General features: G+C 45.0%; 17 protein-coding genes and 2 pseudogenes. 7 read left to right on the forward strand and 12 right to left on the reverse strand.

What is annotated here, in order from left to right:
* Positions 1–53: 53 nt before the first annotated feature.
* The 4 genes from CIK88_RS01470 to CIK88_RS01485 all read right to left on the reverse strand — a co-directional run bounded on the left by CIK88_RS01470 (position 54) and on the right by CIK88_RS01485 (position 4,633).
* On the reverse strand, positions 54–1,742 hold the full coding sequence (locus CIK88_RS01470; protein WP_158214621.1) for a response regulator: 1,689 nt from the start codon (positions 1,740–1,742) through the stop codon (positions 54–56).
* Positions 1,743–2,133: 391 nt separating this feature from the next.
* On the reverse strand, positions 2,134–3,072 hold the full coding sequence (gene trxB, locus CIK88_RS01475) for a thioredoxin-disulfide reductase (RefSeq protein ID WP_371327174.1): 939 nt from the start codon (positions 3,070–3,072) through the stop codon (positions 2,134–2,136).
* 54 nt (positions 3,073–3,126) lie between these two features.
* Positions 3,127–3,675, reverse strand: a complete 549-nt coding sequence (locus CIK88_RS01480) for a glutathione peroxidase (protein ID WP_094390736.1) — start codon at positions 3,673–3,675, stop codon at positions 3,127–3,129.
* A 703-nt stretch (positions 3,676–4,378) separates the two neighbouring features.
* Positions 4,379–4,633, reverse strand: coding sequence for a type B 50S ribosomal protein L31 (locus CIK88_RS01485; protein WP_094390737.1), 255 nt, complete (start codon positions 4,631–4,633; stop codon positions 4,379–4,381).
* A 189-nt stretch (positions 4,634–4,822) separates the two neighbouring features.
* Here CIK88_RS01485 and CIK88_RS01490 point away from each other — a divergent pair, with 189 nt between their 5' ends.
* Together CIK88_RS01490 and CIK88_RS01495 are read left to right on the forward strand one after the other, a co-directional pair.
* Positions 4,823–5,074 (forward strand): hypothetical protein, encoded by a 252-nt coding sequence (locus CIK88_RS01490; protein WP_094390738.1) that lies wholly within the window; start codon positions 4,823–4,825, stop codon positions 5,072–5,074.
* Between the two features lie 28 nt (positions 5,075–5,102).
* Positions 5,103–5,600, forward strand: a pseudogene (locus CIK88_RS01495) (histidine phosphatase family protein); the annotation flags it as partial.
* Here CIK88_RS01495 and CIK88_RS01500 read toward each other — a convergent pair.
* Entirely contained in the window at positions 5,598–6,575 is a 978-nt protein-coding gene (locus CIK88_RS01500) for a hypothetical protein (RefSeq protein WP_094434062.1), read from the reverse strand. The pseudogene CIK88_RS01495 and the gene CIK88_RS01500 sit on opposite strands and share 3 nt — an antisense overlap.
* 2,129 nt (positions 6,576–8,704) lie before the next feature.
* Between CIK88_RS01500 and CIK88_RS01505 the strand changes: the two genes are divergently transcribed.
* Positions 8,705–9,709: a hypothetical protein gene (locus tag CIK88_RS01505; RefSeq protein ID WP_094434063.1), complete on the forward strand. Its 1,005-nt coding sequence runs from the start codon at positions 8,705–8,707 to the stop codon at positions 9,707–9,709.
* Positions 9,710–9,829: 120 nt separating this feature from the next.
* Here the strand turns inward: CIK88_RS01505 and CIK88_RS01510 are convergent, their stop codons facing one another.
* The 4 genes from CIK88_RS01510 to CIK88_RS01525 all read right to left on the reverse strand — a co-directional run bounded on the left by CIK88_RS01510 (position 9,830) and on the right by CIK88_RS01525 (position 14,863).
* Complete coding sequence (locus CIK88_RS01510) at positions 9,830–11,926, reverse strand: C13 family peptidase (RefSeq protein ID WP_094390383.1); 2,097 nt, start codon at positions 11,924–11,926, stop codon at positions 9,830–9,832.
* On the reverse strand, positions 11,910–12,950 hold the full coding sequence (locus CIK88_RS01515) for a BMP family ABC transporter substrate-binding protein (protein WP_094390382.1): 1,041 nt from the start codon (positions 12,948–12,950) through the stop codon (positions 11,910–11,912). The genes CIK88_RS01510 and CIK88_RS01515 overlap by 17 nt, the downstream gene beginning before the upstream one ends.
* 147 nt (positions 12,951–13,097) lie before the next feature.
* A complete protein-coding gene (locus CIK88_RS01520; RefSeq protein WP_094434064.1) occupies positions 13,098–14,075 on the reverse strand; it encodes a hypothetical protein in 978 nt (325 codons plus the stop codon).
* Between the two features lie 185 nt (positions 14,076–14,260).
* Positions 14,261–14,863, reverse strand: a complete 603-nt coding sequence (locus CIK88_RS01525; protein WP_254046823.1) for an IS4 family transposase — start codon at positions 14,861–14,863, stop codon at positions 14,261–14,263.
* A 69-nt stretch (positions 14,864–14,932) separates the two neighbouring features.
* On the opposite strand from CIK88_RS01525, the gene CIK88_RS01530 reads away from it, so the two are divergent.
* Positions 14,933–15,118 (forward strand): hypothetical protein, encoded by a 186-nt coding sequence (locus CIK88_RS01530; protein ID WP_094434065.1) that lies wholly within the window; start codon positions 14,933–14,935, stop codon positions 15,116–15,118.
* Between the two features lie 205 nt (positions 15,119–15,323).
* On the opposite strand, the gene CIK88_RS01535 is transcribed toward CIK88_RS01530, so the two are convergent.
* Genes CIK88_RS01535 through CIK88_RS01545 form a run of 3 tightly spaced genes read right to left on the reverse strand, consistent with a single transcriptional unit; the run spans position 15,324 to position 19,238 of the window.
* Positions 15,324–16,544, reverse strand: coding sequence for an MFS transporter (locus tag CIK88_RS01535; protein ID WP_094434066.1), 1,221 nt, complete (start codon positions 16,542–16,544; stop codon positions 15,324–15,326).
* A gap of 6 nt (positions 16,545–16,550) precedes the next feature.
* The gene (locus tag CIK88_RS01540; RefSeq protein ID WP_094434067.1) at positions 16,551–17,093 is read right to left on the reverse strand and encodes a TIGR00730 family Rossman fold protein; all 543 of its coding nucleotides are present in this window, start codon (positions 17,091–17,093) and stop codon (positions 16,551–16,553) included.
* Positions 17,094–17,108: 15 nt separating this feature from the next.
* Positions 17,109–19,238: a Tex family protein gene (locus tag CIK88_RS01545; RefSeq protein WP_094434068.1), complete on the reverse strand. Its 2,130-nt coding sequence runs from the start codon at positions 19,236–19,238 to the stop codon at positions 17,109–17,111.
* Between the two features lie 596 nt (positions 19,239–19,834).
* Between CIK88_RS01545 and fldA the strand changes: the two genes are divergently transcribed.
* The 3 genes and pseudogenes from fldA to CIK88_RS01560 all read left to right on the forward strand — a co-directional run bounded on the left by fldA (position 19,835) and on the right by CIK88_RS01560 (position 21,725).
* Positions 19,835–20,329, forward strand: a complete 495-nt coding sequence (gene fldA, locus CIK88_RS01550; protein WP_094434120.1) for a flavodoxin FldA — start codon at positions 19,835–19,837, stop codon at positions 20,327–20,329.
* A gap of 130 nt (positions 20,330–20,459) precedes the next feature.
* Positions 20,460–20,731: pseudogene (locus CIK88_RS01555) on the forward strand (DUF2023 family protein).
* Between the two features lie 223 nt (positions 20,732–20,954).
* Positions 20,955–21,725, forward strand: coding sequence for a bifunctional 2-polyprenyl-6-hydroxyphenol methylase/3-demethylubiquinol 3-O-methyltransferase UbiG (locus CIK88_RS01560; RefSeq protein WP_094434069.1), 771 nt, complete (start codon positions 20,955–20,957; stop codon positions 21,723–21,725).
* The last annotated feature ends 130 nt before the right edge of the window (positions 21,726–21,855 follow it).

Genomic DNA, 21,855 nt, shown 5'->3' on the forward strand with positions numbered 1-21,855 from the left:
TCTGAATAAACCGAAATTAAATATGATGACCGGTTCTCACATGAGAGTTTGCATTATTGATTTCTTAGTTTCTCAAAATACTCCGATGGTTGCATGCCCATTACCCGCTTAAAGGTGGTGGCGAAGTATTTCGGATCTTTGAATCCCACTTGATAGGCAATATCGCTGACACGCAAGTCTGGGTCTGACTGCGCTATCTTGCAGGCTGTCTTGATGCGCATGTCACGGATAAAGGTCGAAACATTCTTTCCTGTGGCTGCTCGCAACTTATTATATAAGGTGGAACTGCTGGCTCCAATGTCAGAAGCAAGCCTGTCGCGATCGTAGTCAGAATCGGATAAGTTGGCTTTGACAAGTTCGGTGACACGGTTTACAAACTCATTGTCTATTGGGCTGTCTGATGAAGTGATTTCCTCAATATGTTCGTCTTGATGGGTGGCATCAATATTTATCTTTTGCTGGTATTGACGGCTTAATAGCGTGTTATTGATATGAAGCAGCAGATCGGTCATGCGGAATGGTTTCTGCAAACAGATGTCTGCGCCTTCTTGCAGGGATAGTTCGCTGTCATTGGTGTCGGCATTGCCCGTCAGCGTAATAATTGGCAATTGATTCTTGGAATAATTTTGGCGAATAACAGTTGTCAGACTAATACCATCAATTTTAGGTAGATTGGTTTCTGCCACTACAAGTTGGATATTTCCTTCTTTTACCAGTCGGAGCGCATCGGCACCATTGCTCGCTGTGAGTATGTTGTAGTATGGACTTAAGGCATGTGCCATCAGATTAAGCATCTCAGGATTATCGTCTGCAAGGATGATGTTGATGCTTTTGCTGCCATCTGCTGATTTCTCGGATTTTTTTATCGGGGTCAGCAAAGGCAGCAGATTGTTGGCATAGGTACGGATAAAACTCTCTGATGACTTTTGTTGATGATTGGTTTGTGCGTCGGTGAAGGCCTCTTTTCCTATGGGCAACTCGATGGTGACGGTAGTTCCCTGACCTTGAAGAGTTTTGTAGTGGATGTTGCCACCATGTAGTCTCACCATATCGTTGACGAGTGATAGGTTGGGGTAGGTTCCGGTAATCATGGACTCCTGAAAACTGGATATAGATGGAGCATTGAATATTTTCTCTACTTCTTCGGGGATGATGCTTACGCCATTGTCGCTAATACGTATATATAGGTGGTCGTAGTCAGAATTTGTACTCACATCTAAAGTTACGGTACCGTCGGTACCTGTATATTTTGTGGTGTTCTGCAACAGATTAAAGATGATTTTATCTATTTTGTCAGTATCTGCCCAACCAACCATCGTGTCTGGTTTACAACTGATGTCAAGGTTGAGGCCTTTCTTGTTCATTAACGGCGCTATGCATAGTGCGGTATCTCTGATGGATTGCATTACATCGCATTGATGTACATGTAGATTCATCTTACCCGTATAGATTAGTGTGGCCTCGTCCATTTGTTGCAGAAGACGCAATGATCGTTGGATGTTAAGGTCGATCATGTTTAACTCGTCTTGCAGTTCAGGATGATTGCCTCGTAGCTGTTCGATAGTGCTACTGATAATGGTCATTGGGGTTGACAGATTATTAGTTAGGTTGGAGATGGTACACTCCAACAGCATCTTGTTTTTGCTTCTTAGATGGATAGAAAGCCTTCTTGATAACCAAAAATGGCCTCCTATCAACAATCCTGTGGCTATAATCAACAGAATGATGGTCAAGTTTGTCATATCTATAACTGTATTTTCGGTTGCGAAGATACGAAAATAAGTTTGAAATACATTCATATTTTACCATAAAAATCGTCAAAAATGCGTATTTTAGTTTGATTTGCGATAAATTTGGTGTATTAAACGTTAAAATCACGCATTTTAAACTATAAATAATAAAATATGAACGCGAGTATGAAATAATTGTAATACATTTGCATCAGAAAACAAAACTAGTTGTGAGTTAATTTTGCATTATATAGGAACAAGAGGTTTCTAATGCAAAACCCAATATGATTTTTAATGGTTAAGGTTTATGGTTGATTAATTTAGTTTTAAACGTGAAAAGGCTCGCTGTGAAGCGAGCCTTTTCTTATTCATACTATTTATTTGTTAAATGCTGGCTATGGGCTTAACCTTCTTTGGCTAACAGGTAGCGTTCGGCCTCTATGGCTGCTTGACAACCGGTTCCTGCGGCTGTTATAGCCTGTCGGTAGGTGGGGTCTGCACAGTCACCGGCAACGAAGATTCCTGGGAGCTTGGTACGTGGAGTACCATCGGTTTTCTTCAGATAGCCCACTTCGTCTGTATCAAGCCATGGGGCGAAGAGTTCTGTGTTAGGCTTGTGGCCAATGGCGAGGAAGAAACCGTCTATGGCAATATCAACTGTTTGTTCATCATTTTCTCCCTTGCGCTTGACGAGGTGTGCGCCTTCTACACCGTTTTCTCCGAAAAGTCCAAGGGTGTTGTGCTCAAACAGGATTTCGATATTGTCGGTATTCATCACTCGTTCTTGCATCACTTTTGAAGCACGGAGATATGGTTTGCGTACGATGAGATATACTTTTTTTGCCAACTGGCTCAGATAGAGTGCATCTTCGCATGCTGTATCACCGCCTCCTACCACGGCAACGGTCTTCTTTCGATAGAAGAATCCATCGCAGGTGGCACACGCAGAAACTCCTTGTCCATTGTATTTACGTTCGTCGTCAAGACCTAAATATTTGGCTGAGGCACCAGTGGCAATAATCACGGTGTCGGCTTCTATCTCGCGTCCTTCTTCATCCCATAAGCGATAGGGAGTTTTAGAGAAATCAACCTTGGTGATGGACCCGTCGCGAAGTTCTGTACCGAAGCGTTCTGCCTGTTCTCTTAGATCCATCATCATCTGGTTGCCATCCACACCTTGTGGGTATCCTGGGAAGTTTTCTACCTCAGTAGTTTGAGTGAGTTGTCCGCCGGGTTGCAATCCGCAGTATTCTATGGGCGCAAGATTTGCACGCGAGGCATAGATAGCAGCAGTATATCCGGCAGGTCCGCTACCGATGATCAGACATTTGGTATGTTCCATTACTTGCAATTCGTTAGTTATTGTTGGAATGCTATATTTAATAATAGGTGTCGCTTACAGCAATGTTTCAATCTGTTGGGCGATATGTTCTATCTTTTCTGTTGGTTCGAAACGGGCTATTACCTGTCCCTTCTTGTTAATCAGAAATTTGGTGAAGTTCCATTTGATATCTGCTTTTTCGCGATAGTCTGGGTCTTCTTTGCTCAGCATATCGTCGAGCACATGTGCTATAGGGTGTGACATATCCCAACCGGCAAATCCCTTCTGTTCTTTTAGAAACTGGTAGAGTGGTTCTGCATCGTTTCCGTTGACCTTGATTTTCTTAAAGCGCGGAAATTCTGTTCCATAGGTGAGTTTGCAGAACTCATGAATGGATTCATCGGTACCAGGGGCCTGTTGCCCGAACTGGTTGCAGGGGAAGTCGAGGATTTCAAATCCCTGGCTATGGTATTTCTCGTAGAGTTTTTCCAATTCTTCATACTGTGGTGTAAATCCACATTTGGTAGCGGTATTGACGATGAGTAATACTTCGTTGGCATACTCTTTTAGTGATACTTCTTTTCCTTTTCTGTCTTTTACAGAGAAATCATAAATCGTTTTCATCTTTATTTTATTAATTGTTTAATCTTGTTTGAAAAGTGTTTGGTTTACTAATCGCAAAGTTACGAATGTTCTGCGTGACAACCAAACTATTTAGCGTTTTTTAGTGGAATGGGTGTTATTGTGGAGAAATGCAGAATGCTTTTTGTCTGTTTGCTGATGGTGAAATCATGGGTTAATCATTATGTTCCATTATATGGCACGTTTTCTCGCCATGGCAGAGTTCATGTAAACATAACTCTGCTTATCTGGCTTAACGAAAACGGTGGTATTAGCGTTTTTTTTTTTTTTGTGTCTGATAATGAAATTTGTTTACTTGTGTAATGGAATAAAGTGTGTATGGTACTATTGCTTTATATGAGTATGGCGTTTTATGTCGTCTTAACTTAAATCGGTTGTTGGATCAGTCAATAATGTTTTCGGTATTCGTTAGACCAGTCGAAAATGTTTTTATATTTATAATGACTGAAATGGGGCTTAATAGAGTAGGTGAATGGATATAAAAACGGCAGGAAACCATAATTGGAATCCTGCCAGTATTTAAAAAACGATCGTTTTCGTTAAGCCAGATGAGCAGAACCGAACTCGTTCGAGTTATGCCATGGCGAGAAAATGAAGGATGAAATTTGTTAGAAACAAAAAAGGCGTGACCATCAGCATATGCAACTACTGTGGGCGCGCCTTTAATTCGTTTTTTCTGTGGAAATTATTTCTTTGCAGCCTTACCGTAGCGGCTCATGAACTTATCTACGCGTCCTGCAGTATCCACAAGCTTGCTCTTACCGGTATAGAAGGGGTGAGAGGTGCTCGAGATTTCGATTTTAACCACTGGGTAAGTTTCGCCTTCGAATTCTACTGTGTCGTTAGTCTTTGCGGTAGAACGCGAAAGGAACATATCGCCGTTGGACATGTCCTTGAACACGACGGGGCGATAGTTTTCTGGATGAAGACCTTTTTTCATTTTAATTGTTACTTATTTAATGTTGTAAATACAAATTCTCGCTTTGAGGTTGCAAAGGTACAAACTTTTTGCCAATCAACCAAATTTTATCCATTATTTGTGTTAAAATATACCGAAAGAGAAAAAATCTCTCGCTAATCTCGTTCTTTTTATATAACTTCGCACCATAATTTAAAACTTGCAATCACAATGAGAAAGTCATGGGTGGCCTTGGTGTTCCTGCTGTTGGCAGGAATTAATATTGTTGGTGCACAAAATAAGAAGACGGCAGTACATGCCATTGGTTTTTACAATCTTGAAAATCTTTTCGACACCTGCCATGATGTCGGACATAATGACTATGAGTATCTGCCTTCGAGCAAAACGCCATGGAATACGGAAAAATATCTCAGAAACTGCGCCACATGTCGCAGGCATTGGCTGATATGGGTACAGATGTAGTACCTCTTCATGTAGGAATATTAGCAGAATGACTACCATCTATCTCATCCGTCACGGCGAGACCGTTGATAATGCCCGGCAGATCATGCAAGGGCAGACCCAAGGTAAACTTAATGATCATGGCATCCAACAGGCAGAAACCGTCAGCAAGCGGTTGGCAGAGGAACCCATCGATGCTGTTGTGGCAAGCGATTTACATCGGGCGGTGGAAACTGCTGAAATCATAGCACGGCCGCATCACTTGCCAGTTGTTACTACACCTCTGCTTCGTGAGCGCGACTGGGGAGCTTTTACTGGACGTTTCATACCTGATCTAAAAGGATTGGTATGGCCTGATGATGTGGAAAGTGAGGAAACGATGATGATGCGTGCTGTCGATTTCTTAGAATATATAACAGCCACCTATCCCGATCAACGGGTGGTGGCTGTGGGTCATGGCATTATCAATAAAGCTATCCTTGCTGTCTATGCCCATTGTCCGATGCGCGAAGTGCAACGGGTGATGAATGCTGAAGTGCGTATGTTATCGACGTCCGCCGTAACTGTGGCCTCCGCCCGTGCTGCGGCCTCCGCCGTTATTGCTACTGCTGTTGCCGACAGAGCGGGTGGCGCCGCTGCCGAATGAACGGTTTCCGCTACCAAAAGAATGGTTGCTACTGGTGGTAGGACGGCTGTTGTTGCTACCGCCTAATGTGCTTTTTCTGTCATTTTCACGACTGCGGTATCCTCCCAACGATTGTCCGTTTCTGTTGTTGTCGCGATTGCTGTTCCAACCACGGTCGTTGTTTCTGTTGTTGTCGCGATTGCTGTTCCAACCACGGTCGTTGTTTCTGTTGTTGTCGCGATTGCTGTTCCAATTACGGTCGTTGTCGTTTCTCCTGTCAATATAGCGATGGTGTGAGTTATTCTGTCGCCAGTCGCGGTTTACTGTGGTACGTGTAGAACTATTGCGCATGCTATGGTGATTATTACGGAAGTCACCTCGATCCCAACCATCCTTCATACCGAAGTGGTTGCGATGATGTTTGGGTGCATAGACATGGCGGCGTGGCTGATACCAACTGCGGTTTCCGTTCATTCGCCAAGAGTGCCCGCCTCGATAGGAAGCGTAGAATACTGGACGCCCGAAATAGAAGAAGTCGCGACGTGGATAGCGGGCATAAATGCCGAAGTGCCAATATCCTCCATGCCAGTAGAGTGGACGATAGAAATATGAAGCAGTTCGGTAGGCGGTCAGTTGCCAGTCGAACAGAACGAAAGCCAAGTCGCTATTGCGGCGCTCCCATCCCAGCGCATAAACATCATCGTAACTTGTAACGCCCATCAGATAGTCAAGGTTGATTTCATAGACGGCCTCATACTGGTCTTCTGTGAGATTGAGTTCGTAAGCCATTTTGTCGGTCAGGAACAAAGCCTCGTTACGGGCTTGCTCATAACTCATAGCGTTGCCTGTAGCTGCGAATGTCAGCAGACTCATCAGGGCTATCATCATCTTCTTCATACCTTTATCTCCTATATTTTAATTGTTATTACTCTTTGGTTTTCACCAGACCTTTTGCAAGGGTTTTATCTTGTTCTCGATGCAAAGGAAAACATTTTCCCGATGTTTCGCAAAGGTTTTTCCCTAAACCATCGGGGAAAATCCCTACTAAAGATTATACAACCAAACTAATAGATAATGCAAAATTTTCATTTGACCCAAGAAGTGAAGATGCAGTATATACAATGGGGAATATACCTCCATCTGCAATAAGTATCGCAAAATGAGCAACCTACAATAGTTGTTCGTTTTTTTTCGTGATTATTTGTGCCAACATATATATCATTGCAAAAAAATATTTCTTGCGAAGCAACTTCTTCAAAAAGATTTCCTCCAAAGATTTACCTGTGGTTTGTTTTGTCGTGACTCAGCATAGTGAAAGCGCGCTCTCACTCTGTCTTCGCTACTCCAAAACATCTTGCCATAGGCAACCCCAAAACATCCGTCTAAATTCCGTCTAAATTGGCATACGCCTTTGTTTTCTCGCCATGGCATAATTAAAGCGAGCTTTATTCTGCTCATGGCTTAACGAAAACAATCCGATGATTGATTTCTGTGTGACATTTCACCACTGCCTAGGAAGCACCAATGCCAAAAAAATCCGTGTCATCCGTGCTATCCGTGTGCGCGTTTAACAATTTTAAGTAAATTTATATATACTATAGTTAAATATAATTAAATTCCTATACGTGACGTGCCAAAACTCTTGCATTCCGTGGGTGCCATGTTGTATATTTGTATTTCAAGCCGAGGATGATTTCCTAAACAAGAAAGAAACCTTCAAATCAAAAGTTAAACAAATAATTTACAACTAAAAAGCCACTTATGTTTACAAAACAAGTAATTCAACACACCATCCGGTCCCGACAGAGAGACCACGGTTTCCCGATCGCTTCTCGTTCGGTTCCCGTTAACTTCTCGTTAGGTCCTCGTTCGTCTCTCGTTCGTCTCTCGTTGGTTATTCGTTAGTCTATCGAAGACCTATCGAGGACCGAACGAGGAACAAGCAAAAAACGAACGAAAGAGCAACGAACGTCGATCGAGATGCCGACGAGAAACTATCGGCAACTCGACGATTTGCCTCCGTCATGGCTGGCAGAATACCCTTCTGCAACCACAAACTAGCATACTGCCATTCACCATGCTCCTGCCGAGGCAGATAGCAGCACTTTCGGCCCCACCCAGGCATTCTCACGGCGAATCAAGCCTTTTCCACCCATTCTGCACATTCCACCCTCCCACATCAAAAGTCCCTCACAGGCTCTAAAAACACCTCACTACCATACTGCCCAACAACCGCCAAAGACACACTCTACTCGTCCTAAACATCCACTTACAAGCACCTAAACACAACCCTTCACGGCCTCAATAGTAGGCCTAACACCACGTTTTGGTAAAGCCAGAGAGCAGAGTTAAGTGCACTTGAGCTCTGATTTGGCAAGAAAAGGCGCCATAAAATGAAACCATCACCCAAAACCACCCAAAAGCCCCCATCCCCATCATTTTAGCAAATATAAGAATAATATGTTTACATCGACATCGTATTACGCGTCCTACAACTTTACATTATGACAAGTAGTCATAGGAATTACTGATTCCACTGATTTCCATTTCTTGATGATAGCGTTAGTATTTCCCTGATTGTTTGGATCACACGGATGACAAAGATTAATTGCTAATTCAGCCGCATGTATAAGGTTATTTTTCTCTGTGGAAGGAATTCAAGAACATCGCCACCCCGACATCTCTGAAATCTGCTATAGTAGATACAAAAGACAGTGAGCGCATCTATGACCTTAGAGGTGTAGAGCAGAATAGAGAGAAAGGGCTTGTCATTAAGAATGGAATTAAAATAATTAATAATTAAAGCGAAAGTTCAGTGAATTATTCAAAATATCGCTGCAAAGTTACAAAACATCGGGCAAACCACCTAATCAATAAAGAAAACCATCGGTCAATAAAGTTAAAAGTGCTGCGAAAAAGTCACTTTTATCTTTATTGACCAAAATTTTTGCTTTATTGACCTACGACTTCCAATGTTTTTTCGTAACTTTACAGCCGAAATATTGAATTAATTAATAATTTTGAGTATGAAGAAGACTATTTTTTCAGTTATTATGCTTGCGATAGTAGGCGTATGCACCATTACGACATTGTCGGCATGTTCTGACGATGATGACAACAAGAAAGATAATGGTGACGGTATTACAATTAACGGTGTTGACCAGGTTGAGTATTTCCGTCAGTTTCTTGGTGCGTTTACCAAGAATGACATCCTTGGCAGCCCATTCAGAATGAAAGCCATTGACAAGCTTACCCCCACGGTGTATAGCTATTTTGTGGAAGACGAGAAGGAAGCTGAGACATTGTTCCTCACTTGGATTCCACAAGAGGCTCGCAAGGCTGTTGTCCGCAACGGTAACACCATTGTCTATACTCCGCGCGATGCCCAAGGTGCAAAGCAAGGCACTATCACATTCCGTGCAGCCTTGCCATCTGAGACTGCTACGTTTGCCGTAGTGGAGTTCAAGGACGTAAGCAAGATTAAGGGCATAGACAAAATAAAGTTCCAGCCCGAGTCGGCAAACCCAGACAATATTGGGGTGTTCGATGGCGTGCCGCACCACTTAACCCTTGAAGAAGTTAAATCTGGTAATTGGTTTTGGGGTAAAGTACAGAAAGGTGACTTTTTTGATTATCCTTATGGAACAAGACTATATTATAGCGCTGCCCTTCCAAAGTTAATTACAGGAAAGGAACTTATTGAGAAAATGGGTGATAAAACCTTCTATACGAACTATGCTTTCGAGAGTTTCTGTATCATGACGAGTCTCAGTACAAAATTTAATGATCATGTATGTGATAATTTCAACCCGGGTGACCATAAGATTATTATCGAAGCTGGCAAGTACTTTGGGGGAGACGAAATCATGATTCAAACAGCCGAAATCTACATTAATAAAACTTATAAAGATATAATGATTTCTGAATGTGATCCTCCTGTAGATGAAGCTTTTGAATCTCTTGATGAGTCAGAACAGTATTGGGTGTGCCAAGGCTATATAGTAGATTATAAAAGTGGAATGAGTTATTAGTACTATCGGAAGTGATGCTTTATTGACCAACGACTTTCAATGTTTTTTCGTAACTTTGCCGCCGAAATACCATTGAAAGTCGTTGGTCAATAAAGTTAAAAGTGACCTAATCCCTAATTCCTACTTCCCCAAGAATTCCCTCATTGTGTTCTGATAGAGGTTTCCGTAGTTGTCGGCATTGTATATCGTGACGTGCGAACCGAGAGTTCCTGTGAACGCCACGTTGTAGAGGTCGCGGAGAGATGTCGCAGGGTCGGAATACAGACGGGAGATGATGGACGATGTGAAGCGGTTGGTAAGATAGACATTATAGGGGGCATACCACAGGTCGGCCTTCGACGACTCGTTGGCATTGGCTGCCGTCATCACGAGCAGTCCGGGAATGCCCTCGCACTCCTTTGCCACTCCGCCTGAAAAGCATGCCTCAACTATCCACATCATCTTGCGGAACCGCTGCTCGTCGCTCATCTTCTGTAGTATGCGCGCCATCTGCTTACCCGACACTAGGTCGATGTCGCCAAGGGCAAGTCCTGCCGGCATGCCGTGACTACTCCAGAAGAAGAGCACGTTGTCGCCTGCGCCACTGTCGAGCACTTCGGGATGGGCAACGTCGGGCTTGCCCGAGAAGATGACGGCAAGGTCGTTGTAGGTGATGTCCTCAAGGCGGTAGTCAACGACAACGTTCTTATACAGGTTGTCTCCATCCACCGAGCGGCGCACCACTCCCTTCTCGGGATTGTTGGCGTTCTGCGCGAGGTCGTCAGCCATGATGAGTATGATGTCGTCGTCGCTATAGCCCGAATTGCGGAGCATCTGGTAGTATTCGAGCGCATCGGCCTGGAAACGGTAGTTCTCCCAACCGCCCGAACCGGCAATGATGACCGCCTTGTTGCCCGTGAGGGCAGGATAGCCAATGTCGGACATGTGCTCGTCGAACTGCTGCTGGTAGGTCTTGTTCCATTCCCAGCTGACTATGGGAGACGAGGAGTGCTCGCCCTCGGAACGCTTCATATAGTTGAGCGAGAGGAACTGTCCCTCATACACCATCCAGAAGTCGTAGGTGGAATGGGTGATGAGCGTGTAGTTCTTGGGATCGAAATCGAGCTTGCCCACGGCACCGCTCACCTCGGGTACACCGCCCTCGGCAATCGTCTCGAAAGCCTGCTTCATGTTGCCCGACATCCATCCGCCCTGACTGTCGGAGTGGTAGTAGAGCAGGGTGCCGACGGCATAGTTGAGGTTGTCGAGATTATGCACTTCGTCATAACGGCTTGCAAGACAGGTGAGCATGATGGCATCATACAGCTCGGCATCGCCATGGATGGGAGCCTCGCCGAAGCGAGATTTATACACCACGCCAAAGCCCGAAGCGGGGTCAGCCACAAGGTTGAGTCCCACAAGTCCCTCGTTCTTCAGCATGGCGGGTTCGTAGGCACGGTCGGTGAAGAAAGGTACAGAGAAATGGGAGAAGTTGTCCATCTTGGTACATTCGTACATGATGGAAGCCTCCTCGGCATTGTTTGGCACGCATAATGTCAAGGTAGGATTATTGGCGCACGCCTTGAGATAGGCATCGGGGATTTCCGACTTGTCCTTATATGTGGCAAGGCCCACGGGATTAAGTCCCATCTCGGCTGCCTGGAAGGCAAACCAATCCACGAAGGTCTGTCCGTAGTCGTTGTCGCAGGCAAGCAGGGCTACATCAAATTGAACCCCTCCATCAGCCATGAGCGAGAGCAGTATCTCGCACTGCGTGATGTCACTCTCGGAGAGTCCCCAGTAGTTGCCGTGTTGACCGAAGATGCGCGCTAACTCCTGCGAGGTGTTGAAGGTGAACATGGTCTTGTCGGTCTTGGCGCACTCGTAGGCGAGCGTCTTGGTGTGCTGGTCGTCATAGCAACCCACCACGGCTGCTATATCCTGGCGCGAAGCGAGTTCCACGGCCAAGGAAGCGAGGGCAGTGGTGTCCTCGTCGTAGTATTCGTAGGATGGCACTACCCCACCCCTTGCCATTGTGATGTTCTCGCGTGCCATGTCGAGTATGCGCTGCACGCGCTCCTGGCGGTCGCCCTTCTTGAGCACCACGGCTATTTTCACCTCGCGGTTAGAGATGACCTCAGGACTGTCGGTGGCGATGTTGTTGTCGTCGGAGCAGGAGGAGAGGAGGAGGAAGATTATTATTAATTGGGAGTTAAAGAAGTTACTTGCTCTTTTCATACTTTGTCTCCTTTCCTAAGATATTGTTCTTGAATGTTTCTATGCCTTGTGCGTCAGTTTCCTTCCAGTCGTGACAATAGATGACGTTGACATAACCCGAATCCCAGAGGAAATCCTGGTGTTGGGGTATTTCCTTCTTATCAAGCCACAGGGCGATGAAGTCGTTGGTGGCACTGCCGATGTTCTTGACGAGCGAACAGTTCATCAGGCCCGAATAGGCAGACATGTCACCGTCGATACCCGCAGTATAGACACCTTGGTTGCGCGAGAACTGATATACAGCCTTGTTGCTGCCGCCTGCCACGGGGAAGAAGAAGGTGTGGCCTGATTCGTATAGGCGGTTGCAGAGGGCGTATGCTTCATTGGGCATGTTGTAGCCGTCGCCGTCCCTGTCGGAGATATAAGATATGGTGGCATCCGCACCTCCTGCCTCAATGAACCCGTCGCGGAATCCCTGTGCGGCTCCGTCAACATTACGGTCGAAGGGATTGGCGGCAAGCACGGCTGCCTTGTAGTCAGATTCATCCTTATTGGTTAGGGCTGTGTATGCACCGATGAGATATGCCGCGCCATACATGCCTATGCGGAAGGTATATACACCGTCGATGGGTTCGTGGGTCTCGTAGAGCAGCACTGAGCTGTTGGCGTCCGAAGGGCGCACCGAGGAGTTACGCAAGGCACTCTCATACTGGTTGCTGGCGAAGATGAACAGCCGTCTCTCGTCCTTGGCGGTCTTCTGCGCCCATTTGTTGTAGATGGCGATACCGTCCTCCACCGATGCGGGCACATGCATCATGACGTCGAAGCCCAGCCGCTTGCGCGACTCCTCAAGTCCCGTGAGTATGATGTCGTTATAGCCCAAGTCACCGAAGCCGGATGGCGAGAAAACGACCTCCACCACATTAGTGGAAGTCAATGAGGGTGTAGTGTTGTTTTCATCGTTATCCGAACACCCTACAATAGAAAAAAGGATGGCTACTATAAAAACTACACGGATAACATTCCTCGTTATGATACCATTCATTTGTGATTATACTAAAATGTCATTATTTCAAGTTGTCTATAAAATAGTGCCTAGGGTCATAGGGACAGGTACCACTGATTCGCGACAAATAACGAACCTACGTACTGTCCCTATGACCCTGGTAAGATATATTTCATCAAGTTCACGTTAATTCATCAGTGGAATACTAACTGTTTCACCATCCTTAACAGCATAGCAACGTATAAGCCAATAGTCACCAGATGGAGGTAAATTATTAATCAATCTGCCCCAAACCAATTCATCTCTCCCGCAGAGATAAGAGTAGAAAGTGGTACGTATGCCTCCGGGGTACGATATAGGCCCCCCTCCCACGAATACTTCAATTCGAGGTTTACTAAGCCTTTTTATTACTTCTGCTTTAAACTTTGGGTCATTATCCATTGCAATTCTAAAACAAACATAACAAAACGGAGAATACCAAACTTCTTTATAATTATATACTTTATTTAAGCGTACTTTTAAGGGGTAAGTATAGTAATAAGTCACTTTTTCCTTATCATCATGCCATGTAAAAATCTCTTCTTTTGGCACATATTGATAAAACCAATTGCCATTTTCTATAGCACCTAAACCCAGAGGCAAGGGATAAGCGTAAGAATTGTCTGGCATCGCCGACTCAGGCTGGAACTTTATCTTGTCGATGCCTTTCATCTTGTTCACTCCGTTGAACTCAACCACGGCAAGCGTAGCCGTTTCCGTTGGCAGGGCAGCGCGGAAAGTGATGGTACCCTGTGACGCTCCCTGTGCGTCGCGGGGAGCATAGACTATGGTGCTGCCGTTGCGGCTCACGCCATCGAGAGCCTTGTCGGGAATCCAAGCAAGGAACAACCTCTCTGCCTCCTCCATATCTTCTACAAAGAAGCTATAGACGGTAGGAGTGAGCGCGTCCAAGACAGTCATTCGCGTTGGAAGGAGGATGCTGTCGTTTTCGGCAAAGATTCCAAGGTTCTTGCGGAAATACTCCGCCTGGTCAACACCTTCGATGGTAATGCCACCACCATTAGTGCTGTTGTTCTCGTCGTCGTCGGAGCAAGCCGACATTGTCATGGTTGTGAATACTCCCGCTATCGCAAGCCATATCACAGAAAGAACCATTTTCTTCATTCCTAATTTATTTTTTTAGTTATTTACAAAATTCTGCTGCAAAATTAATGAAAAAAAGGGAAACAGAAAAGACAAAACGGAAAAACACCGTTCAAAATGGAAAAAAGTGACTTTTCAGCCGTGAAAAGTCACTTTTATCATTCTTAATTCTTAATTAGTACTGATGCGATTAATTCGCACTGCTATTAAAATTCATCAAATAAAGTGAGTTCTTTGACATTTTGGTTTTGAATGATTGAGTCCTTTGGCTTAGTGATGAGGTCTCTCAAATCAATTTTTTCGAGAGCTGAGATTCTTATCAACGTAGCTACTTCAGTGATTGAATATGGACTTTTACAGTCGGCTTTGATTTTGGCGACTATCAGATATGCAATGATGGCCACCCATAGGTGAGTACGTACTGCATTCTCTGAGTATCCCCACAAGGTCTTCACTACGCTGTTCTGTTTTATCCACTTGAAGAAAACCTCGATATCCCACCTGTAGCGGTAGAGATTGGCAACCTCAAGGGCACTTATCTCAAAGTTGTTGGTGATAAACTCCACGTCATTGTCGGTTTCCGAGTCATGGCAAGTAACCATTCGGATAGGCTCTGGGTAGAGTTTCTTCGACTTGTGGGTAGTCAGCTTTATGGTAAAGTCACCGCAGATTCCTGTGCTTGCCTCAAAGTCATGGCGATGGTCTGTGACCTCGTACCTCATATTGTCTTTGGGGCGGCTAATCCAATAAGCGCCAGCTTTATGAAAGCGATACAAGGCAAGGAAATCGACGTATGCCTTATCCATCATGTAGAACGCAAGTGGCTCAGGCACAATTCATTGCCTTTGTTTATATACGTTCACTCTCAAAATACGCTAATGGAAAGATTACTGCACTTCACGAAATATTATATGGCAGAGGCAGACTTGGTGGCTCTGTTGGAAAGTCGTGGACTTGTCATTTCCGATGAAGCCAAAGCGGTTCGGTATTTGGAGAGCATCGGGTACTATCGCCTTTCCCCTTATATGTACCCATTCTTGATGTTTGTTTCTTTGTCGTCTTAGTCCGAGATGACTCTGATGAATTCAAGAAACTCGTTCATCCTTCGCTTTGTCTTTTGAAGAATAATCGAGAACGAACCTTTTTCAACTGGGATCCAATCGAAAAAGGTTCGGGATGAGTTCGGGATGGCTTCGGGAACAGATAAACTACCAATCGACAGTTTGTTGATAGTCGTCATGTGGTGAGTCGTGGTTCTCGTGTTTCGGCCTAATGCCCTCCCATCTTTTGGGTGTTTGGCAGAAAACCTGCGATAATGCCCAATAATGGTAGGAAGGCACTTGCCTGGAAAATGAATTCGATGCTTGTTTTGTCTGCCAACCATCCAAAGAAGGCAGATCCGAGACCACCCAATCCAAACATCAGTCCGAAGAAGATACCGGCAATCAATCCCACCTTGTCGGGCATCAGATCTGTGGCGTAAACCACAATCGAGGAGAATGCCGATGCAATAACTAATCCAGAAAGGAAAGCGCAGATTATCGTCCAAGTGAAATTGGCGAATGGCATGGCTAATGCGAATGGTGCTGCACCGAGGATGGAGAACCATATCACGTATTTCCTTCCGAATCTGTCTCCAAACATTCCTCCTGCCAATGTGCCAATGGCAAAAGCGGTCAGGAAAACGAATAGGCAGATTTGTGATGTTTGTACGCTGACGCCGAACTTGTGGATCAGGAAAAACGTGAAGTAACTTGTGATACAGGAAGTATAGAAATATTTTGAGAATACGAGCAGAATCAAGATGGTTAGTGCTCCGTATTTCGCCCTTTTGGAGATGTCGGTATTCAGTCCCGTATCCTTTTGCGGATGCTTCACAGCATAGACGAGTCGCGCTTTAAACCATGCTCCAAGCCTTATCATGATGATAGCGGCAATTAGTGCTGCAATAGCAAAATAGGCAATCGCATGTTGACCAAAAGGCAGGATGATGATGGCGGCTAAGAGTGGCCCCATGGCAGAACCGCCGTTTCCTCCTACCTGAAAGATGGCTTGTGCCAAACTTTTCTTGCCGCCTGAAGCCATCTGTGCCACGCGTGATGCAGTAGGGTGGAATATGGATGAGCCAAAGCCTACCACGCTTACTGCCAGAAGGATTAAAAGATAGTTTTCTGCAAATGCCAGCAACAGCAACCCTGTTAATGTGAAGCACATGCCAATCGACAGGGCGTAGGGGCGTGGGTGCTTGTCGGCATAATAGCCAGTAAAAGGTTGTAGGATGGACGAAGTCATTTGGAAGACCAAGGTGATGATGCCTATCTGTGCGAAGGAGAAGTCAAATTTGTCTTTGATGATAGGATAGATGGACGGGATGATTGACTGGATCATATCGTTGAGAAAGTGGGAAATGCCACATATCATCAGCATGGAATAGACTGTTCTTTCCGTCATGGTAGGTTTTCCTTTGATGATGCTACCTATTGATTTCATGTGTTATCAGTCGTTTATTGCGTTCAGCAATTGTTTGAGTTGTTCGAAATTGTCTGCCACTTCAATCATATTGTGCCAGTTTCCGCGAATCATTCCTTTTTGGTCGAGGTCATCCATGAGTGCGATGAGTGCGTTCCAAAATCCTTTCATATTATAAAGGATGACTTTCTTAGCATGGTATCCGATACATTTTGAAGCTGCTACACAGAAGATTTCGTCAAGCGAGCCAACACCTCCAGGAAGAGCAACCACCACGTCACATTGGTCAATCATCAGACTCTTGCGGTCGGCAAGGTTATCTGTGGGGATATGTACATCGATATAGTCGGATGTTCGTCCACCTTTTTCTACAAGTGATGGTACAACGCCGATGACCCGTCCACCTCCATCGTGTACGGCTTTAGCGATGCAGTTCATCAGTCCTTGGTTGGTGCCTCCAAAGATGAGGTCGTGATGGTTGGCTACCATCCATTTTCCCAACTCTTCTGTCATGCTGAAGAAATCGGGGTCTATATGCTCGTTGGCAGAGCAGAATACTGTAATTTTCATAGTTATTTTAAATGTTTATAAACCTCTCATCGACAACGATATGCGTTGGCGTTTTATATCAACCTCAGTCACTCTTACTGTTACATGTTGGTGTAGTTTCACCACATCATTCGGGTCTTTCACAAATCTGTCTGCCAGTTGTGAGATGTGTACCAGTCCGTCATGATGAACACCAATATCTACAAATGCTCCGAAATTGGTGATATTGGTCACTATTCCTGGCAAGAGCATTCCCACTTGCAGGTCATTAATCTCATGTACGCGTGAGTCAAATTCGAATACTTCTACGGCTGCACGTGGGTCGCGACCAGGCCGTTGAAGTTCTGCCATGATGTCGGTAAGGGTGGGCATACCGGTCGTGTCGGAAACGTAGTTCTTGAGGTCAACTGATTTTTGTAGTTCTTTGTTGTCAATAAGTTGTTCCACAGTACATCCCTTGTCCTTTGCCATTGCTTTCACAATATCGTAGCTTTCGGGATGAACGGCGCTATTGTCGAGTGGGTTTTTAGCTCCAGGGATGCGTAGGAAACCAGCACATTGCACGAAGGCTACAGGACCGAGGCGTGGAACTTTCTTGAGTTCTGCACGCGATTTGAAGGCCCCGTTCTTTTCACGATATTCCACGATATTTTTGGCGGTTGTGGCATTGAGACCGCTGACATACATTAAGAGGTGACGACTTGCCGTGTTGAGGTTTACTCCAACGGTATTAACGCATGATTCCACCACCATATCAAGACTCTTTTTCAGTTCTCCTTGATCCACATCGTGCTGATATTGTCCCACGCCAATACTTTTGGGGTCAATCTTCACAAGTTCGGCAAGCGGATCCATCAGTCGTCGGCCTATCGATACGGCTCCGCGCACGGTAACGTCCTCGTTGGGGAATTCCTCGCGTGCCGCTTCTGATGCCGAATAGACCGATGCTCCATCTTCACTCACTACAAAGATATTGGTATCTGTATCAAGTCCAATCTCTTTCAAGAATGTGGAAGTCTCACGACTTGCAGTACCGTTGCCCACGGCAATAGCCTCTATCTTGTATTTCTTCACCATGTCAAGTACTTGACGAGCAGCCCCTTGACGGTCGTTTTTAGGAGCATGGGGATAGATGGCTTCAAAGTGGAGTAATGTGCCTTGGGCATCGAGGCAGACAACTTTGCATCCGGTACGGAATCCGGGATCTACGCCCATCACGCGTTTTTGTCCTAATGGTGCAGCCAAGAGAAGTTGACGCAGATTTTCGGCAAAAACTTTGATAGCTTCGTTGTCGGCAGCTTGTTTGCTTGATAGGGCATATTCTGTCTCTATTGATGGTTTTAGCAGGCGTTTGAAGGCATCGTCAGCCGCTTCGCCGACCAAATGACTGCAATAGCCTCGTCCTTGTACATATATTCTGCGGATTCTGTTCTTACATTCATCGTCATCAGCGGAAATACTGATACGCAGAAATCCCTCCTTCTCTCCGCGACGCATGGCGAGAAGTCGGTGTGAGGAACAACGCTTCAGAGGTTCAGAGAAATCGAAGTAGTCGCTGTATTTCTGTGCACCTTCGTCTTCTGCTTTGGTCTTCACAACCTTCGATGTGATGACTGCGTTATGGCGAAATACGTTGCGTATCTCTTTGCGCACCTTCTCGTTTTCGTTTATCGTTTCGGCAATAATAAATTTGGCGCCTTCTAATGCCTCGTCGGCAGACTGCACATCACCCTTGACGTATTTCTGTGCTGTCATCTGCGGGTTAGGATCCCGTTGTAGCATGATGGTATTGGCGAGCGGTTCTAATCCTTGTGCACGTGCGATGTCAGCTTTTGTGCGACGTTTAGGCTTGTAGGGCAGATAAATGTCCTCCAGTTCCGATATGTTCCAACAATCCTCAATACGTTTTCGTAGCGCATCAGTCATTTTTCCTTGCTCCTCTATTGTCGTCACGATAGTTTCTTTGCGTTTTGCCACATCTTGTAGTTTTTCGCGCATGAGTGCAATATCTGCCACCTGCACTTCATCCATGTTGCCAGTACGTTCCTTTCTGTATCGGCTGATGAAAGGAACGGTACAGTTTTCTTCAAGCAGTTGTATAGTATTGTCCACGCCTTGCTCAGGCAAAGCAAGGGCGTTGGCTATGATTTTTGTAAATACGTTCATATCTTATGTCGGGTATTTTCTGGCATTTTGTCGTTTTTGTCTTTGTCAAAATACAAAGGTACGATTAAGCGAGCGAAAAACCAAATTATATTTGAGTTTTTCCGAGCGTGAGTACCTTCGCATCCGTGATGCAGAGGTACGATTAAGCGAGCGAAAAACCAAATTATATTTGAGTTTTTCCGAGCGTGAGTACCTTTGCATCCGTGATGCAGAGATACGATTAAGCAGGCGAAAAACCAAATTATATTTGAGTTTTTCCGAGCGTGAGTACCTTCGCATCCGTGATGCAGAGGTACGATTAAACGAGCGAAATACGAAGAAAAGGAGATTTTTTGCTCATCCAGGAAATGAAGTGATATTGTCTGTTGTATAAGTTCGTTGTGGCGTGTATTATGATGATTGATAGCAGAAATCTCACGCTTTCGTTAAGCCAAATAAATAGAATCACAATTTTTAGGTATTGCACTATAAGCGCAAAACCTCTAACTTTGCAACCGCAAACAAGAAACGTTTCTTGCGGGTGTGTCTGTCTCATGAAGATTGATCCCCGCAGCATCAATCAAGATTCAACAACAAGCAATAGTAAATCAGAAAAGATGAAACCGACAATTGTTATTTATGGTTCTTCCACAGGTACATGCCAGGGAATTGCCGAAACCATAGCCGCCAAGCTCGGCGTGGGTGCATTAGATGTTGCCAATATCAGTTCAGATATCGTAGTAGCCAACGATAACCTCATTCTCGGTACTTCCACATGGGGAGTGGGCGAAATGCGGGATGACTGGTATTCTGGTGTAGAAACGCTCAAGAGCGCCGACTTAACCGGAAAAACCGTTGCCCTGTTTGGTTGTGGAGACAGCGATTCTTATTCAGATACGTTCTGTAGCGGTATGAAAGAAATTGCCGACGTAGTGAAAGCTGCAGGTGCAACGTTGCTCGAAGGAGTTCCAACCGATGATTATTCTTTCTCCAATAGCGAAGCGGTAGAGAATGGAAAGTTCTTAGGACTTGCCCTTGACGATATTAACGAAAGCGACAAAACAGAAACTCGCATCGATACATGGCTCGAAGCCATTAAACCATTTTTATAGTCAATAACAATCTCCAAATCCTATAAGCGATTTGGCCAAAACTCCAGTCACAATGCAGTCAGTCACCATGCCAATAGATCTGAAGGTTCTGATGAACCATATTTATGAGTATAAAAAAGGTGTGCGCCGTATGGTGTTGTTCACCTTCAACAAAAAGTATGAAACTTTTGCCGTGTCGAAGCTGAAGCGCGAGGATATTGATTATATCATCCAGCCCATCGGCAACGACCGCCTCAATCTCTTCTTTGGCAAACGTGAATGTCTGGATGCTATCCGTATGATGGTCACAAAACCGTTGTGTCATCTTTCTCCAGAAGAGGATTTTTCTTAGGAGCCATGTTAGGCTACGACATCTGTGCACAGTGTGAACGCTATTGCGAACGCAAGAAACGGGTGAGCTGACATGCGCTACTTACCATAGCTTTCTGACCGATTCTGGTTCAAGATAGTCCCATCTGTCGATTCTATAAATGGAATATTACAGATGGGACGTCTTGGCTTGATCTTTCTCGTCATGTTATAGAAATTGCAAGTACAGGGAAAGAAATACACGTAAATAGTTGGCTGTCTCAAAATAATCCCATAATTTTGCGCTTTCATTCGACAAGCGTAATAGAACAGCATTATGGCATTATCCAATATAGAGAAACATTATAACAAACATCCCGAAGACTTGCGCTTACTGCGCAGACACGGTATTGTTGAGTTTGAAACCACCATGTACCATCTGCGCAGATTTCTTAAACCCGGTTATCGTTTGCTTGATATTGGTGCAGGTACAGGGCGCTACACCTCGGCACTCATGGCAGAAGGCTATGAGGTGAAAGCTGTGGAATTGGTGCGTCGCAATATTGATGTGTTTTTGAAACGGGAACCAACAGCCGATGTTGTGCAGGGCGATGCACGCCACATGCCGTTTGTGCCTACAGCATCGGCAGATGTCACGCTTCTGCTTGGTCCGCTCTATCATCTTATTGGTGATGATGAGAAATTGAAAGCATTAAATGAAGCCAAGCGCGTGACCAAGCCAGGAGGTCTGATCTTTGTTGCCTATCTGATGAACGAATATAGCATTCTGTCGTATTGTTTTGACGAAGACAGAATAGGAGGGTTATTGGATAGAGGAGTAGTGGATCAGAATTTCCACATTCAAGCACAGGCAGACGAACTGTATGACTATGTGCGTTTGGAGGATATTAATCGATTGGACGAAAATGCAGGATTGGAACGAGTGACGATATTCTCGCCTGATGGTGCCTCTGATTATATGCGTACACGACTCAATCGTATGAGTGATGAGACCTTTGCCCATTTCATAGCCTATCAGAAGAGTATTTCCGAGCGTGCAGATCTCATCGGTGCAGGCAGTCATGTGGTAGATGTGGTGCGCGCTTGACATCAAACAGCTCATCTTCCTGAACAGAACACTCAGGTTCCTCCTAAATCCTAACACCCGATTCGAGAAAAAATCCCCATCCATCATGATCAATAAGCGGTCATGTGGATGGGGAAAATCGCATAGAATA

The organism is Prevotella sp. P5-50, assembly GCF_002251295.1.
Classification (GTDB): domain Bacteria; phylum Bacteroidota; class Bacteroidia; order Bacteroidales; family Bacteroidaceae; genus Prevotella.

What these genes read in the sequence shown, in the direction of transcription:
- CIK88_RS01470 (WP_158214621.1), bottom strand. Translation starts at nt 1,742, where the DNA reads ATGACAAACTTGACCATCATTCTGTTGATTATAGCCACAGGATTGTTG.
- CIK88_RS01505 (WP_094434063.1), top strand. Translation starts at nt 8,705, where the DNA reads ATGAAGAAGACTATTTTTTCAGTTATTATGCTTGCGATAGTAGGCGTA.
- CIK88_RS01535 (WP_094434066.1), bottom strand. Translation starts at nt 16,544, where the DNA reads ATGAAATCAATAGGTAGCATCATCAAAGGAAAACCTACCATGACGGAA.
- CIK88_RS01490 (WP_094390738.1), top strand. Translation starts at nt 4,823, where the DNA reads ATGAGAAAGTCATGGGTGGCCTTGGTGTTCCTGCTGTTGGCAGGAATT.
- CIK88_RS01480 (WP_094390736.1), bottom strand. Translation starts at nt 3,675, where the DNA reads ATGAAAACGATTTATGATTTCTCTGTAAAAGACAGAAAAGGAAAAGAA.
- CIK88_RS01540 (WP_094434067.1), bottom strand. Translation starts at nt 17,093, where the DNA reads ATGAAAATTACAGTATTCTGCTCTGCCAACGAGCATATAGACCCCGAT.
- CIK88_RS01485 (WP_094390737.1), bottom strand. Translation starts at nt 4,633, where the DNA reads ATGAAAAAAGGTCTTCATCCAGAAAACTATCGCCCCGTCGTGTTCAAG.
- CIK88_RS01515 (WP_094390382.1), bottom strand. Translation starts at nt 12,950, where the DNA reads ATGAATGGTATCATAACGAGGAATGTTATCCGTGTAGTTTTTATAGTA.
- CIK88_RS01545 (WP_094434068.1), bottom strand. Translation starts at nt 19,238, where the DNA reads ATGAACGTATTTACAAAAATCATAGCCAACGCCCTTGCTTTGCCTGAG.
- trxB (WP_371327174.1), bottom strand. Translation starts at nt 3,072, where the DNA reads ATGGAACATACCAAATGTCTGATCATCGGTAGCGGACCTGCCGGATAT.
- CIK88_RS01530 (WP_094434065.1), top strand. Translation starts at nt 14,933, where the DNA reads ATGGAAAGATTACTGCACTTCACGAAATATTATATGGCAGAGGCAGAC.
- CIK88_RS01525 (WP_254046823.1), bottom strand. Translation starts at nt 14,863, where the DNA reads ATGATGGATAAGGCATACGTCGATTTCCTTGCCTTGTATCGCTTTCAT.
- CIK88_RS01560 (WP_094434069.1), top strand. Translation starts at nt 20,955, where the DNA reads ATGGCATTATCCAATATAGAGAAACATTATAACAAACATCCCGAAGAC.
- CIK88_RS01500 (WP_094434062.1), bottom strand. Translation starts at nt 6,575, where the DNA reads ATGAAGAAGATGATGATAGCCCTGATGAGTCTGCTGACATTCGCAGCT.
- fldA (WP_094434120.1), top strand. Translation starts at nt 19,835, where the DNA reads ATGAAACCGACAATTGTTATTTATGGTTCTTCCACAGGTACATGCCAG.
- CIK88_RS01520 (WP_094434064.1), bottom strand. Translation starts at nt 14,075, where the DNA reads ATGAAGAAAATGGTTCTTTCTGTGATATGGCTTGCGATAGCGGGAGTA.
- CIK88_RS01510 (WP_094390383.1), bottom strand. Translation starts at nt 11,926, where the DNA reads ATGAAAAGAGCAAGTAACTTCTTTAACTCCCAATTAATAATAATCTTC.